Genomic DNA, 14,054 nt, shown 5'->3' with positions numbered 1-14,054 from the left:
AATAGTACGTAGGGACCCGTGCACCGGGTTCCCCTCGGGCATGAATTTCACGTAACCAACCGGTGCCGGCCCGGGCACCCCCCGCATTGTCGTGGCCAGGACCGAGAGGGCAGGATGACCGCATGACGCACGCCATGCTGAAGGGGTCGAACGTCCCGCTGGACGCCACCACGGTGCGCGCCGTGCTGCGCTGGACGCCGGGGCAGGGGGTCCCGGACGTCGACGCGTCGGCGCTGCTGCTGGGCCTCGACGGCCGGGTGCGCTCGGACGAGGACTTCGTCTTCTACAACCAGCCCCGGCATCCGTCCGGGAAGGTGTGGCGGCTCGGCAAGAAGCGGGTGTCCGAGGGGCTGACCGACACGATCCAGACAGACCTCTCCGGCATGGAGCCCGGGGTCGGACGGGTGCTGCTGGTCGCCTCGGCGGACGGGGTGTCCTTCGACCGGGTGCCTGCTCTGTGCATCTTCCTGTACGACGCCGCGGTCGCCGAGGGGGAGCCGCTGGCGCGCTTCGAGATCAAGCCGGAGACGGGGGCGGAGACCGCTCTGATCTGCGGTGAGCTGTACCGGCGCGGGGAGGGGTGGAAGTTCCGGGCGCTGGGTGAGGGGTATTCCAACGGGTTGAAGGGGCTGGCCACGGATTTCGGGATCTCCGTGGACGAGTCGGAGAACGCCTTGCCGGCGGGGGGTTTGCCGGCGGGGGCCTTGCCGGATGAGGAGCCGTCGGCTGTGGGGTCGGTGGCGTTGCCGGAGACCACCTCGCAGCCGTTGCCTCCGGCGGTTCCGGTCGTGTCGCCTGCGTATGGGTATCCCCAGGGGGAGCCTGCGGCTGCGGCGGCTTCTGCGAGGTACGGGGAGTTTCGGCTGCCGCCGCAGGGGCCTCAGTTCATCGGGCGGTGAGGGGGCATTCGCCTACGGGGGTGGGGGTCCCGGTCTGCTCGCGGGTGCGGGTGCGTTGGGGCTGGTCGCGCCCACGCGGCGGAGCCGCATATCGATACGGCCCCGCGCCCCTTACGGGGCCCTTATCTGTCCGCCTTTGTTTTGTAGCCTCTGCCCCAGGTGAGGCCCCAGCCGTAGAGGCGGTCCAGTTCGCCCTGGAAGCCGTAGACGAACTTGACCTCGCGGCGGACGACCAGTTCGCCCTTGACGTTTTCTATGTGGACGACGGCGCAGGAGCGGGCCTGGGGGTGGCGTTCGTCGAGGCTTATCTCGATGCGGGGGCCGTTGCTGGGGTAGAGGGTGACGATCGCGTGGGTACGGTCGAAGGCGGGAGTCTGGTCGTAGATGTAGACGAAGACCAGGAGGCGTTTGATGGAGTCCCGGTGGTCGAGGTTGATGTACATCGTCTCGCCGGAGCCGGAGCCGAACCGGTCGTCGCCGCTGAGCTTGATGTACGGCGGTGCGTTGACGTCGCCGAGGTAGCCGCCGAGGGGCTGGACGACGCCCTTGGTGCCGTCGGTCAGTTCGTACAGGCAGCCGAGGTCGAGGTCGACGTTGACCATGCTCTGGCCGTGTTCGAGCATCTCCGGGGGCTTGAGGGCCTTGAAGGGGTGCCGGAAGAGGCTGCTGCGGGGGTTGTCGTCGAAGTCGGAGGTGCGCATCCGCCAGGACAGGTTGATGCGCAGGTGTCCGGTGGCGGCGTCCTGCTTGGTGAGGGACACCTGGGGATGCCGCCTGGTGAGCTGGATGGAGTTGGTCGCGGCGCTGCCCGAGTCGAAGTCGGTCGCGCGTCCGCCCAGCAGCCCGTCGAAGAATCCCATGTCCCGCCCCCCATGCACCCGATGCCGTAAAGCCGTCGGGGCGGCCGACCGTGTCGGCCGCCCCGACAAGAGCGTTCCTCGCGGAGGGGGCTGTCACACCCCGTCACGACCCGGATGTTGCCCGTAAGGGTCAGACCCCGGACGGCACCTCGGCCTTGTCGTCCGATCCCGCGTTCCCCTCCTCGGCCGCGAGTGCGCGGTTGCGGCGGACGGAGGACCAGAAGGACCAGGCGATCAGGATGACGCCGACGAGACCGGTGATGACCTCGTTGATCTCGTACTGGATGGTGACCATGAGGATCACGGCCAGCGCGCCGATGGCGTAGTGGGCGCCGTGCTCCAGGTACACGTAGTCGTCGAGGGTGCCCTGGCGGACCAGGTAGACGGTGAGGGACCGGACGTACATGGCGCCGATACCGAGACCGAGCGCCATCATGACGATGTCGTTGGTGATGGCGAAGGCGCCGATGACGCCGTCGAAGGAGAAGGACGCGTCCAGGACTTCCAGGTAGAGGAACATGAAGAAGGCGGCCTGGCCGGCCAGGACGACCGCGGAGCGCTTCTTGCCGGTGCGGGCGGCCTCTTCCTCGGCCTCGTGCTCCCGCTCCTCCTCTTCCTCCAGCCGGTCCTCGAAGTAGCCGGAGAGGCCGCCGACGACCATGTACGTGATCAGGCCGGCGATGCCGGCGATCAGCACGGTCTGTGCCTTGTCCACGTGCGCGCCGCCGTGCTGGTGGGCGTGGGTGGCGAAGGTGAAGGAGGTGATGAGCAGGACGATCATGGCGATGCAGACCGACAGCATGTCGACCTTGCCGAGCTTGGCCAGGGGCCGCTCGATCCAGCGCAGCCACTGGATGTCCCGGTCCTCGAAGATGAAGTCGAGGAAGATCATCAGCAGGAACATGCCACCGAAGGCCGCGATCGCCGGGTGGGCGTCGGTGACGAGCTGCTGGTACTTGTCCTTGTCATTGAACGCCAGGTTGACGGCCTCGATGGGCCCCATCTTGGCGGTGATGGCGACGATGACGACGGGGAACACCAGCCGCATGCCGAAGACCGCGATCAGCACGCCGACCGTGAGGAAGATCTTCTGCCAGAAGGCGTTCATCTTCTTCAGGATTCCGGCGTTGACCACCGCGTTGTCGAACGACAGCGAGATCTCCAGGACGGCCAGGATCGCCACGATGCCGAGGGCGGTCCACCCCCCGTAGAACGCCGCCGCGACCAGACCGACCGCGGTGACCGCGAACGACCAGCCAAAGGTTTTGAGAAGCACTGGCTACCCCATCGTGTGTTGGGGGTCCCTCCCAGACGAAGTCTGGGGGAGGGTGTCCCCCGCGCCGTAGGCGGCTTTACGAAACGTTGACTCCGAAGTCTAGAGCGATGCCGCGCAGCCCCGACGCGTACCCCTGCCCCACCGCACGGAACTTCCACTCGCCCTGGTAGCGGTACAGCTCACCGAAGATCATCGCGGTCTCGGTGGAGGCGTCCTCGCTGAGGTCGTAGCGGGCGAGTTCCTGGCCGTCGGCCTGGTTGACGACGCGGATGAACGCGTTGGAGACCTGGCCGAAGGCCTGTCCGCGTTCCTCGGCCATGTGGATGGAGACGGGGAAGATGATCTTCTCGCAGTGGGCGGGGACCTTGCCGAGGTCGACCAGGATCGACTCGTCGTCGCCTTCGCCCTCGCCGGTGAGGTTGTCGCCGGTGTGCTCGACGGAGCCGTCCGGGCTCGTGAGCTGGTTGTAGAAGACGAACCACTCGTCGCCCAGGACCCGGTTCGTGGCGCCGCAGAGCAGGGCGCTGGCGTCCAGGTCGAAGGGGGCTCCGGTGGTGGAGCGCGCGTCCCAGCCGAGGCCGATCAGCACGTTGGTGAGGTTGGGTGCGGCTTTGGAGAGGGAGACGTTGCCCCCCTTGGCGAGTGTGACGCCCATGATGCTGGTCCTCCCCTGATGATGCTTTCCTGGTTGTCCTGCGCGTCCGGCGCCGCCCCCAAACGGTGCGGCGCCGGACGGTGAGGGCGTCGTAACCCTGCCGGGATCAGACGTTGACGCCGAAGTCCTGGGCGATGCCGCGCAGGCCCGAGGCGTAGCCCTGGCCGATGGCGCGGAACTTCCACTCGGCGCCGTGCCGGTACAGCTCGCCGAAGACCATGGCGGTCTCGGTGGAGGCGTCCTCACTGAGGTCGTACCGGGCGATCTCCTGCTCGCCTGCCTGGTTGACGACGCGGATGAACGCGTTGCGCACCTGGCCGAAGGACTGCTGGCGGTTCTCGGCGTCGTAGATCGAGACCGGGAAGACGATCTTCTCGATCTCGGCCGGGACGCCGGCCAGGTTCACCTTGATCTGCTCGTCGTCGCCCTCGCCCTCACCGGTGATGTTGTCACCGGTGTGCTCCACGGAGCCGTCGGGGCTCTTGAGGTTGTTGAAGAAGACGAAGTTCTGGTCGCTGCTGACCTTGCCGGAGCTGTCCACCAGCAGCGCGCTGGCGTCGAGGTCGAAGTCCGTGCCGGTCGTGGTGCGCACGTCCCAGCCGAGACCGACGATGACGGCGGTCAGGCCCGGGGCCTCCTTCGTCAGCGAAACGTTGCCGCCCTTGCTGAGGCTGACTCCCACGAGTCCTCCAAGTGGTGTCCGGGGGCGGGGAGCCCCGTCGTGCTTTCGGATATGGGATCAACGTGCCGATCCTAGTGACGGGTTCCCGCCCCCGCAGACCCTGGACCCGAAACTTCGCAGGTGTCGGACCGCGGAGTGCTCAGAGGGTGTCGAGCGCCTTCACGTACTCGCCGAGGTCGCGGGCGTCCGGCAGGCCGTTGACCACGGTCCACCGCACGACACCCTCCTTGTCGATGATGAAGGTGCCACGGACGGCACAGCCCTTGTCCTCGTCGAAGACGCCGTACGCGCGCGAGACGTTGCCGTGCGGCCAGAAGTCGCTGAGCAGCGGGTACTCCAGGCCCTCCTGCTCGGCGAAGACGCGCAGGGTGTGGATGGAGTCGTTGGAGACGGCGAGGAGCTGGGTGTCGCGGTCCGCGAGCTTCGGCAGGTTGTCGCGCAGCTCGCACAGCTCGCCGGTGCACACGCCGGTGAAGGCGAACGGGTAGAAGAGCACCACCACGTTCTTGTCACCGCGGAAGTCGGAGAGCCTCACGGTGCGGCCGTGGTTGTCCTTGAGCTCGAAGTCGGGCGCCTTGTCGCCGACCTGGATCGCCATGTGTGCATCCCTTTCGGTGGGCTGTTCGGGTGAGAGCGCGTGTCGCGCTCCCGACCAGCCTACGCAGCGATCACCGGGGACTCCGGACGGGCCGGGGCGAAATCCAGCCCGTCCGGGGGGCGGCGCTCAGCCGGGGGTCACTTCCTGGACTTGGCCGCCTTCGGCGTCGCCAGGCGCGAGCCGCTCCAGTCCTTGCCCACGCTGACGCTCTTGGACGCCGTCAGGCCGGCGGTCGTGGCGGCTTCGGAGATCTCGCTCGCCTCCACGTACCCGTCACGGCCGGTCTTCGGCGTGAGGAGCAGGATGGCGCCGCCCTCTTCGATGTACGTGGTGGCATCCACCAGCGCATCGGTCAGGTCTCCATCGTCGTCACGGAACCACAGCACGACGGCGTCGGCCACGTCGTCGTAGTCCTCGTCCTTCAGGTCGCCTTCGACGGCGCCCTCGATGGCCTCGCGGAGCTCCTGATCGACATCGTCGTCGTAGCCGATCTCCTGGACCACCTGCCCGGGCTGGAAACCCAGCCTGACGGCAGGGTTCGTCCGCTCCTCCGCGTGGTCCGCGGTCGCGCTCACGGGTTGCCTCCTGATCATGTCTTGGTGAATATCTCAGCCACGCGCGTGCGCGAAGCATTGGCCGTAGTCCACACGGGCGGGACGGATCGCGCAAGTACCCGGCCCTCCAGACCGCCGAAACAGTGACGATCCGGGCCGTGTCGCCGCAACTTCTGGCACCGTACCCCGATTCCGCGCCCGCCACATCACACCGATGTGCCCGGTTTGCACGGTTCGGAATCCTCGACCGGCTGACCCTCTCGAACAGCTTTGCCAACCACGTCACACCCCGGGCGTATCGTTGCGTTTTGACCGGTACAGATGACGTACGTCGCCCCGGGGTGGACCATGAGGACGATGTAGGCGAGCACGAACGCGAGAAACACGAGAAGACAAGCGGCCCTCCGACAGGTAAGGAACAGCGTGGCTTCCGGATCCGATCGCAACCCGATCATCATTGGCGGCCTTCCGAGTCAGGTTCCTGACTTCGATCCCGAGGAAACCCAGGAGTGGCTCGACTCCCTCGACGCCGCCGTCGACGAGCGCGGCCGGGAGCGGGCGCGGTACCTGATGCTGCGGCTGATCGAGCGGGCCCGCGAGAAGCGCGTGGCCGTGCCCGAGATGCGCAGCACGGACTACGTGAACACGATCGCCACCAAGGACGAGCCGTTCTTCCCCGGCAACGAGGAGATCGAGCGCAAGGTCCTGAACGCCACCCGCTGGAACGCGGCCGTGATGGTCTCCCGCGCGCAGCGCCCCGGCATCGGCGTCGGCGGCCACATCGCCACGTTCGCGTCCTCCGCCTCGCTGTACGACGTCGGCTTCAACCACTTCTTCCGCGGCAAGGACGACGGCCTGGGCGGCGACCAGGTCTTCTTCCAGGGCCACGCCTCCCCCGGCATCTACGCGCGCGCGTACCTGCTGGACCGGCTCACCGAGGAGCAGCTGGACGGCTTCCGCCAGGAGAAGTCGAAGTACCCCGACGGCCTGTCGAGCTATCCGCACCCGCGCTCCATGCCGGACTTCTGGGAGTTCCCGACGGTCTCGATGGGCCTCGGTCCGCTCGGCGCGATCTTCCAGGCGCGGATGAACCGCTACATGGAGGCGCGCGGCCTCGCCGACACCTCCAACTCGCACGTGTGGGCGTTCCTCGGCGACGGCGAGATGGACGAGCCGGAGTCGCTGGGGCAGCTGTCGATCGCGGCCCGGGAGGGCCTGGACAACCTGACGTTCGTGGTCAACTGCAACCTGCAGCGCCTGGACGGGCCGGTGCGCGGCAACGGCAAGATCATCCAGGAGCTGGAGTCGGTCTTCCGGGGCGCCGGCTGGAACGTGATCAAGCTGATCTGGGACCGCACCTGGGACCCGCTGCTCGCGCAGGACCGGGACGGCGTCCTGGTCAACAAGATGAACACGACGCCGGACGGCCAGTTCCAGACGTACGCCACGGAGACCGGCGCCTACATCCGGGACCACTTCTTCGGTGACGACCACCGGCTGCGCGCGATGGTCGAGGGCATGACCGACCACCAGATCCTGATGCTGGGCCGCGGCGGCCACGACCACCGCAAGATCTACGCGGCCTTCTCGGCGGCCAAGGCGCACAAGGGCCAGCCGACGGTCATCCTGGCCAAGACGGTCAAGGGCTGGACGCTGGGCCCCAACTTCGAGGGCCGCAACGCCACCCACCAGATGAAGAAGCTGACGGTCGACGACCTCAAGCGCTTCCGGGACCGCCTGCACCTGCCGATCTCCGACAAGGAGCTGGAGTCCGGCCCGCCGCCGTACTACCACCCGGGCCGGGACACCGAGGAGATCCAGTACATGCACGACCGCCGCATGGGCTGCGGAGGCTACGTGCCCACGCGCGTGGTGCGCTCCAAGCCGCTCCCGCTGCCGGACGACAAGACGTACGCGACCGTGAAGAAGGGTTCCGGTCAGCAGTCCATCGCCACCACCATGGCGTTCGTACGACTGCTCAAGGACCTCATGCGGGACAAGGAGATCGGCAAGCGGTTCGTGCTGATCGCGCCGGACGAGTACCGCACGTTCGGCATGGACTCCTTCTTCCCGAGCGCGAAGATCTACAACCCGCTGGGCCAGCAGTACGAGTCGGTGGACCGGGACCTGCTGCTCGCCTACAAGGAGTCGCCGACCGGCCAGATGCTGCACGACGGCATCTCGGAGGCGGGCTGCACGGCCTCGCTGATCGCGGCGGGCTCGGCCTACGCCACGCACGGCGAGCCGCTGATCCCGGTCTACGTCTTCTACTCGATGTTCGGTTTCCAGCGCACCGGTGACCAGTTCTGGCAGATGGCCGACCAGCTGGCGCGCGGTTTCGTCCTGGGCGCGACCGCGGGCCGTACGACCCTGACCGGTGAGGGGCTGCAGCACGCGGACGGCCAGTCGCAGCTGCTGGCCTCGACCAACCCCGCGTGCGTGGCGTACGACCCGGCGTACGCCTACGAGATCGCGCACATCGTCCAGGACGGCCTGCGCCGGATGTACGGCGGGGACGCCGAACACCCGCACGGTGAGGACGTCTTCTACTACCTCACCGTCTACAACGAGCCCATCCGGCATCCGGCCGAGCCGGCCGACGTGGACGTCGAGGCCATCGTCAAGGGCATCCACCGGCTCGGCGAGGGGCCCGGCGGCAGCATCCCGGCGCAAATCATGGCGTCCGGTGTGGCCGTGCCGTGGGCCCTGGAGGCGCAGAAGATCCTCGCCGAGGAGTGGAACGTCAGGGCCGGCGTGTGGTCGGCGACCTCCTGGAACGAGCTGCGCCGCGAGGCCGTGGACTGCGAGGAGCACAACCTGCTGCATCCGGAGGAGGAGCAGCGGGTGCCGTGGGTGAGGCGCAAGCTGAGCGGGTCGGAGGGGCCGTTCGTGGCCGTGTCCGACTGGATGCGGTCGGTTCCGGACCAGATCGCCCGGTGGGTGCCGGGGACGTACCAGTCGCTCGGCGCGGACGGTTTCGGCTTCGCCGACACCCGGGGCGCGGCGCGGCGGTTCTTCCACATCGACGCGCACTCGATCGTGGTGGCCGTGCTGACCGAGCTGGCGCGGGACGGGAAGATCGACCGGTCCGTGCTGAAGCAGGCGATCGACCGGTACCAGCTCCTCGACGTGACGGCGGCGGATCCGGGGGCGGCGGGCGGCGACGCGTAGCGCTGCGCTCGGCTTTGGCCGGCTGGTAGGTGAGGGCGCGGGTTCGTGCGGCTTGCGTCGCCGGGTGCGGGTGCGGGTGCGCTGTGGCTGGTCGCGCCCGCGCGGCGGAGCCGCATATCGGCACAGCCCCGCGCCCCTTCGGGGCGCTTGCCTGGTCCTACGATGCGCTGATGGACGATCTGTCGGGGCAGGCTCGGTGGGAGCGGTGTACTCAGCGGCCGTTGCTGGGGCTTGCTCTGGCGTTCGCTGTTGCCTATGCCGTGCCGATCGTGGACAGCTCTGCGGGGCACCGGCTGACGGTCGTGTGTACGGGTGTGGAGTGGGTGGTGTGGGGTGCGTTCGCCGTGGACTACCTGATGCGGCTCGGGCTCGCTCCGCGGCGCAGGGAGTTTGTGCGGACGCACTGGCCGGACCTGTGCGCGGTGGTGCTGCCGGTGCTGCAGCCGTTGCGGTTGCTGCGGCTGGTGTCGACGCTGCTGCTGGTGGGGCGGCGGGCGCGGATGGCTCCGCAGATCCGGCTGACGACGTATGTCGTGGGGTCCGTGGTCGGGCTGCTGATGTTCGGGTCGCTGGCCGTGCTGTCCGTGGAGCGGACGGCGCCGCACGGGAACATCCGGACGCTCGGTGACGCGGTGTGGTGGTCGTTCACCACGATGACGACCGTGGGGTACGGGGACCACGCGCCGACCACGGGGCTGGGGCGGGTGATCGCGGTCGGGCTGATGCTGTCCGGGATCGCGCTGCTGGGTGTGGTCACCGCGAATATCGCGGCCTGGTTCATCGCGCGGTTCGAGAAGGATGATGTGGAGGAGCGGCGACAGACGGAGGCGATCGCTGCGCTGGCCGAGGAGATTCGGTTGCTCCGGGCGGAGGTGGCGGCGCTGTCGGCGGAGCGCCAGGAGCAGCGGGGCTGAGCTCGGCCGGGGGTCGGTCTCACTCACCTGCGCTCGCAGGGTGCCGCTGCGCCCACCCGTGCCGCCCTGGGGGTCCCCCAGGCCCTTAAGGCACTGGGGGAGGCACGCATGCCCGCAGCCAAGGGGGGCAGCGCCCCGTCAGGGCCGCGGGGCTGTGCCGATTTACGGCTCCGCCGCGCGGGCGAGAGCGGCCACAGCGCGCCCGCGAGCGAAGACGGCGCGGCGGCCCTGAGGGGCGCGGGGAACTGCGCGAGCAACCACGACCGGCCCGCAGGCCAAGACGGCGCAGGCGGGGCAGCCACCCCTAAGGGGCGCGGGGAACTGCGCGAACAACCACGACCGGCCCGCAGGCCAAGACGGCGCAGGCGGGGCAGCCACCCCTAAGGGGCGCGGGGAACTGCGCGAGCAACCACGACCGGCCCGCAGGCCAAGACGGCGCAGGCGGGGCAGCCACCCCTAAGGGGCGCGGGGAACTGCGCGACGAGCCACTGCGTGCCCGCACTCGGCAGTGGGCCGGAGTTCGTGGAACCGCCGGAGGCCGGCGCGCGTCGCCCCCCTCCTGCGGCGCGCGCCGTGGCCCGGTCGTCCGCCGCCGCCCGGAGGGCCCTGCGGAGGACGTGACCCACTGTGACCTGCGGCGCGCGCCCGAGGCGAGGGATCTTTAGCGGAGTCACCCTGATAGGGGAACCTCGCTCAGATGTGACCCACGCCCGCCCCCGACTCGACGTTCGCACCCCGCTTGGTGAACAGCGCGACGAACACGGCCACCGCCGCGACGCCCGCCGCGACCAGCGAGGCCAGGCTCATGCCGGAGATGAAGGTGTGGTGCGCCACCTCGGTGATCTTCGCGACCATCGCCGCCGGCATGTCCTTCGTCACCGGTGCCGCGCCCACCTGGACCGCCTCGGAGGCCTGGTGCAGCTGTGCCGGAGTCAGCTTCGGCAGGCCCGCGCCGGCCCAGTTGCCCGGCAGGTCGCTGTCGACCTTGGAGGCCATCACCGCGCCCAGCACCGCCGTACCGAGGCTGCCGCCGATCTGCATGGCGGCCTGCTGGAGTCCGCCGGCGACACCGGACAGCTCCATCGGCGCGTTGCCGACGATGACCTCGGTGGCGCCGACCATCACCGGCGCGAGGCCGAGGCCGAGCAGGGCGAACCAGACCGACATGACACCGCTGCCGGTGCCGGCCGTCAGCGTCGACATGCCGTACATGGCGACCGCGGTGGCCACCATGCCTCCGGCCAGCGGGATGCGCGGGCCCAGCTTGGTGATCATCGCTCCGGCCAGCGGGGAGCCGACGATCATCATGCCGGTCAGCGGCAGCAGGTGCAGGCCGGCGTCGATCGGGCTCATGCCGTGCACGTTCTGCAGGTAGAAGGTGACGAAGAACAGGCCGCCCATGAAGGCGATGGCCATGAGCACCATCAGCAGCACGCCCGCGGAGAGCGGGACGGAGCGGAACAGGCCGAGCGGGATCAGCGGCTCCGCGACCTTGGTCTCCCAGAACGCGAAGAGGGCGAAGAGCAGCACCGAACCGGCGATGAAGGCCCACGTCCTGCCGTCGCCCCAGCCCCAGGCCGGGGCCTTGATGAGGGCCCAGACCAGGCAGAACATCGCACCGGACAGCAGGGCTATGCCGGGCAGGTCGAAGGAGCGGGGGGCGCTGTGCCCGTTTTCCGGGCTCCGCCCGAGAGCGGCGCGGTGGTCGAGCAGGATCAGCAGGCCGAGCAGCAGGGCGAGCGCGCCGACGGGCACGTTGATGAAGAACACCGACTGCCAGTTGACGTGCTCGACGAGGACACCGCCGAGGATCGGGCCGCCCGCGGTGGACGCGCCGATCACCATGCCCCAGATGCCGATCGCCATGTTGAGCTTCTCGGCCGGGAAGGTGGCCCGCAGCAGGCCGAGCGCGGCCGGCATCAGCAACGCGCCGAACACGCCCTGGAAGACGCGGAAGGTGACGACCGCGGCGATGCTGTTCGACAGGCCGATGGCACCGGAGGCGGCGGCGAAGCCGGTCACACCGATGAGGAACGTCTGCCGGTGGCCGAAGCGGTCACCGAGCTTGCCCGCGGTGATCAGGGACACCGCGAGGGCCAGGAAGTAGCCGTTGGTGATCCACTGCACGTCCGAGAAGCTCGCGTGCAGGTCCTTCTGGATGGCCGGGTTGGCGATGGCCACGATGGTGCCGTCCAGGGCCACCATCATGACCCCTACGGCGACGGTGATCAGGGTGAGCCAGGGGTGCCCGCGCAGCCCCGCGGCCGCGGCCGGCTCCGATTCGACTGCCGCGCCGTCCCCCGGACCGGTCGTGTCGATGGTGGTCTGACTAGTCATACTTCGAGGCTAGTGACAGCCACTGACAGTTGACAAACCATTTCACTAGTCGGTAACTGACATCACATGGACATAGGGTGAACGGGAAGGACGCCGTACAGGAGAGGCCATGGACACGCTGGAGACGCCGGAGACGCTGCGCGAGCGCAAGAAGCGGCGGACCAGGGAGGCGCTGCTGCGGGCCGCTCTCGAACTGTTCACCACCCAGGGCTACGAGCGCACCACCGTCGACGAGATCGCCGAGTCCGTCGACGTGTCGCAGCGCACGTTCTTCCGCTACTTCGCCGGCAAGGAGGACGTGGCGTTCGCCGTACAGGAGATGACGGAGGCTCACTTCGTGGCGGCCGTACGGGAGCGCCCCGCGGACGAGGCGCCGATGGAGGCGCTGCGGCAGGCGATGCTGGAGGGCTGGGACGCCATCCGCGAGACGGTGGAGTCGGCGGTGCCGGTGGAGCTGTACCTGCGCATGTACCGGACGATCGAGTCGACGCCCGCCCTGCTCGCCGCCCATCTGCGCCGCTCCGCCGCCACGGAGGAGACCATCGCGCGTGAACTCGCCGCGCGGGAGGGTGTGGACGCGGCGTCCGATCCGCGGCCGCGGCTCGCCGTGGCGGTGTTCGGGGCCGTGATCCGGGTCACCGAACGGCAGTGGAGCACGGGCGACGACTTCAGCCTGGAGGCGATCCGCGCGCTCACCGCGTCGTACCTCGATCAGGTGGGCCCGGCGCTGACGGGGAACTGGCGGACGGGCTGAGCCGTTGGGCAGGTGACCGCTGCCGGAGCTCACGTGATCCATGGATCGGGTGAAACGTGATCCCTGTCACTCGGTTACCCCGAGACCCTCCCGTTCTCCTAGTGTGTCCTCCCAGTGACTTCCTTCGAAACCTCCCCGCAACTGAACGTCTGGCGCGCGCTGCTGGCCCTGGCCGTCGTGTTCGTGATGCTCGCGACGACCGGCTGGACCGCCCTGCGCAGTCACCGTCCGCCGTCCGCCCTGCAGGCCTCGATAGCCAAGTGGGAGCACGGAAGCATCCACGGGCTGCACCTGCCGGACCCCGAGGCGGCGCCCGCGCGGCTCACCCGCTTCTTCGCCTCGCTCACCCCCCGGGACCGCGACCGCCTCGCCCACCGCTATCCGCTCGCCGTCGGCAACATGAACGGCGCGCCGGTCACCCTGCGCTACCGCGCCAACCACATCGCGCTCGGCCAGGCACGCCGGGCCGAGCGGGAGCGGATGCACGACAAACGCCTCACCGCGGTCGGGCACCAGGACGCGAGTCGGCGCATGCACCGGTACGAGTCGCTGATGCGCGACCACCGGCAGATCCTCGCGTTCGACCCGAAGGGCACCGGCCGGGTCGCCGAGGTGTTCGGGAACCTCACCAAGGCGCAGCGGATCTCCGTCGTTGTCCCCGGCGTCGACACCGACCTGCTCACCTTCCAGAAGACGTACCGCCAGTACAGCGCCCCGGTCGGCATGGCCGAGGCGCTGTACGCGGCCGAGCGCACGGCACGCCCCGGCACGCGTACGGCGGTGATCGCCTGGGCCGACTACACCGCCCCCGCCGGGCTCGGCGTCGACGCGGCCACCGCGATGCGCGCCGAGGAGGGCGCCGTACGGCTGAACGCGCTGCTGCGCGCCCTGCCCGGCCACGCCCCCGTGACGACGGTCTGCCACAGCTACGGCTCGGTGCTCTGCGGGGTCGCCGCGCACGACATGCCCGCCCGGGTGACCGACATCGCGGTGGCCGCGAGCCCCGGCCTGCGCGTCTCGAAGGCTTCCCACCTGCACACCTCGGCCCGGCTGTGGGCCATGCGGGACGCCACGGACTGGGTGCAGGACGTTCCGTACCTGGAGGTCGGCGGGCTCGGCCACGGGGCCGATCCGATGTCCTCGGGGTACGGCGCGCGTCTGCTGTCCTCGCGTGACGCTCAGGGGCACAGCGGCTATTTCCAGCCGGGAACCGACAGCCTGCAGAACCTGGCCGACGTGGCGGTCGGCGCGTACGGCGCGGTGAGCTGCGCCCACGGAGACGATGCGTGCCTCGCCGGTGTTTCCGGCGAGGCTTTGACCGGACACGCGTAGAAACGGGCGAACGCGCGTAGAA

12 protein-coding genes are annotated in these 14,054 nt (G+C 69.3%); 5 read left to right on the top strand and 7 right to left on the bottom strand.

Annotated elements, in window-relative coordinates:
* Positions 1-122: 122 nt before the first annotated feature.
* Positions 123-899: a TerD family protein gene (locus DBP14_RS25105; RefSeq protein WP_129309378.1), complete on the top strand. Its 777-nt coding sequence runs from the start codon at positions 123-125 to the stop codon at positions 897-899.
* A gap of 122 nt (positions 900-1,021) precedes the next feature.
* Here DBP14_RS25105 and DBP14_RS25100 read toward each other — a convergent pair whose 3' ends face one another.
* The 6 genes from DBP14_RS25100 to DBP14_RS25075 all read right to left on the bottom strand — a co-directional run bounded on the left by DBP14_RS25100 (position 1,022) and on the right by DBP14_RS25075 (position 5,545).
* Positions 1,022-1,759 carry a Tellurium resistance gene (locus tag DBP14_RS25100; protein WP_129309377.1) on the bottom strand — a complete coding sequence of 246 codons (738 nt, stop codon included), beginning with the start codon at positions 1,757-1,759 and terminating at the stop codon, positions 1,022-1,024.
* Between the two features lie 130 nt (positions 1,760-1,889).
* Entirely contained in the window at positions 1,890-3,035 is a 1,146-nt protein-coding gene (locus DBP14_RS25095) for a DUF475 domain-containing protein (RefSeq protein WP_129309376.1), read from the bottom strand.
* A 76-nt stretch (positions 3,036-3,111) separates the two neighbouring features.
* Entirely contained in the window at positions 3,112-3,690 is a 579-nt protein-coding gene (locus DBP14_RS25090) for a TerD family protein (protein ID WP_129309375.1), read from the bottom strand.
* A gap of 106 nt (positions 3,691-3,796) precedes the next feature.
* Positions 3,797-4,372 (bottom strand): TerD family protein, encoded by a 576-nt coding sequence (locus DBP14_RS25085; RefSeq protein ID WP_129309374.1) that lies wholly within the window; start codon positions 4,370-4,372, stop codon positions 3,797-3,799.
* Between the two features lie 139 nt (positions 4,373-4,511).
* Positions 4,512-4,970: a peroxiredoxin gene (locus DBP14_RS25080; protein WP_129309373.1), complete on the bottom strand. Its 459-nt coding sequence runs from the start codon at positions 4,968-4,970 to the stop codon at positions 4,512-4,514.
* A 137-nt stretch (positions 4,971-5,107) separates the two neighbouring features.
* Positions 5,108-5,545, bottom strand: a complete 438-nt coding sequence (locus DBP14_RS25075) for a DUF3052 domain-containing protein (protein ID WP_164992402.1) — start codon at positions 5,543-5,545, stop codon at positions 5,108-5,110.
* Positions 5,546-5,947: 402 nt separating this feature from the next.
* Between DBP14_RS25075 and aceE the strand changes: the two genes are divergently transcribed.
* Both aceE and DBP14_RS25065 read left to right on the top strand, forming a co-directional pair.
* Positions 5,948-8,695, top strand: coding sequence for a pyruvate dehydrogenase (acetyl-transferring), homodimeric type (aceE, locus tag DBP14_RS25070; RefSeq protein ID WP_129309371.1), 2,748 nt, complete (start codon positions 5,948-5,950; stop codon positions 8,693-8,695).
* 170 nt (positions 8,696-8,865) lie between these two features.
* Positions 8,866-9,609, top strand: coding sequence for a potassium channel family protein (locus DBP14_RS25065; RefSeq protein WP_129309370.1), 744 nt, complete (start codon positions 8,866-8,868; stop codon positions 9,607-9,609).
* Between the two features lie 693 nt (positions 9,610-10,302).
* Here the strand turns inward: DBP14_RS25065 and DBP14_RS25055 are convergent.
* Positions 10,303-11,946, bottom strand: coding sequence for an MFS transporter (locus tag DBP14_RS25055; RefSeq protein ID WP_129309368.1), 1,644 nt, complete (start codon positions 11,944-11,946; stop codon positions 10,303-10,305).
* A 109-nt stretch (positions 11,947-12,055) separates the two neighbouring features.
* On the opposite strand from DBP14_RS25055, the gene DBP14_RS25050 reads away from it, so the two are divergent.
* On the top strand, positions 12,056-12,700 hold the full coding sequence (locus tag DBP14_RS25050; protein WP_129309367.1) for a TetR family transcriptional regulator: 645 nt from the start codon (positions 12,056-12,058) through the stop codon (positions 12,698-12,700).
* Between the two features lie 114 nt (positions 12,701-12,814).
* Positions 12,815-14,032 (top strand): alpha/beta hydrolase, encoded by a 1,218-nt coding sequence (locus DBP14_RS25045; protein ID WP_129309366.1) that lies wholly within the window; start codon positions 12,815-12,817, stop codon positions 14,030-14,032.
* Positions 14,033-14,054: the final 22 nt, after the last annotated feature.

Source organism: Streptomyces sp. L2, from assembly GCF_004124325.1.
In the GTDB taxonomy this organism is placed as follows: Bacteria; Actinomycetota; Actinomycetes; order Streptomycetales; family Streptomycetaceae; genus Streptomyces.
Note: the sequence above shows the minus strand (reverse complement) of the source record. Positions and strands in the feature narration are given on the sequence as shown.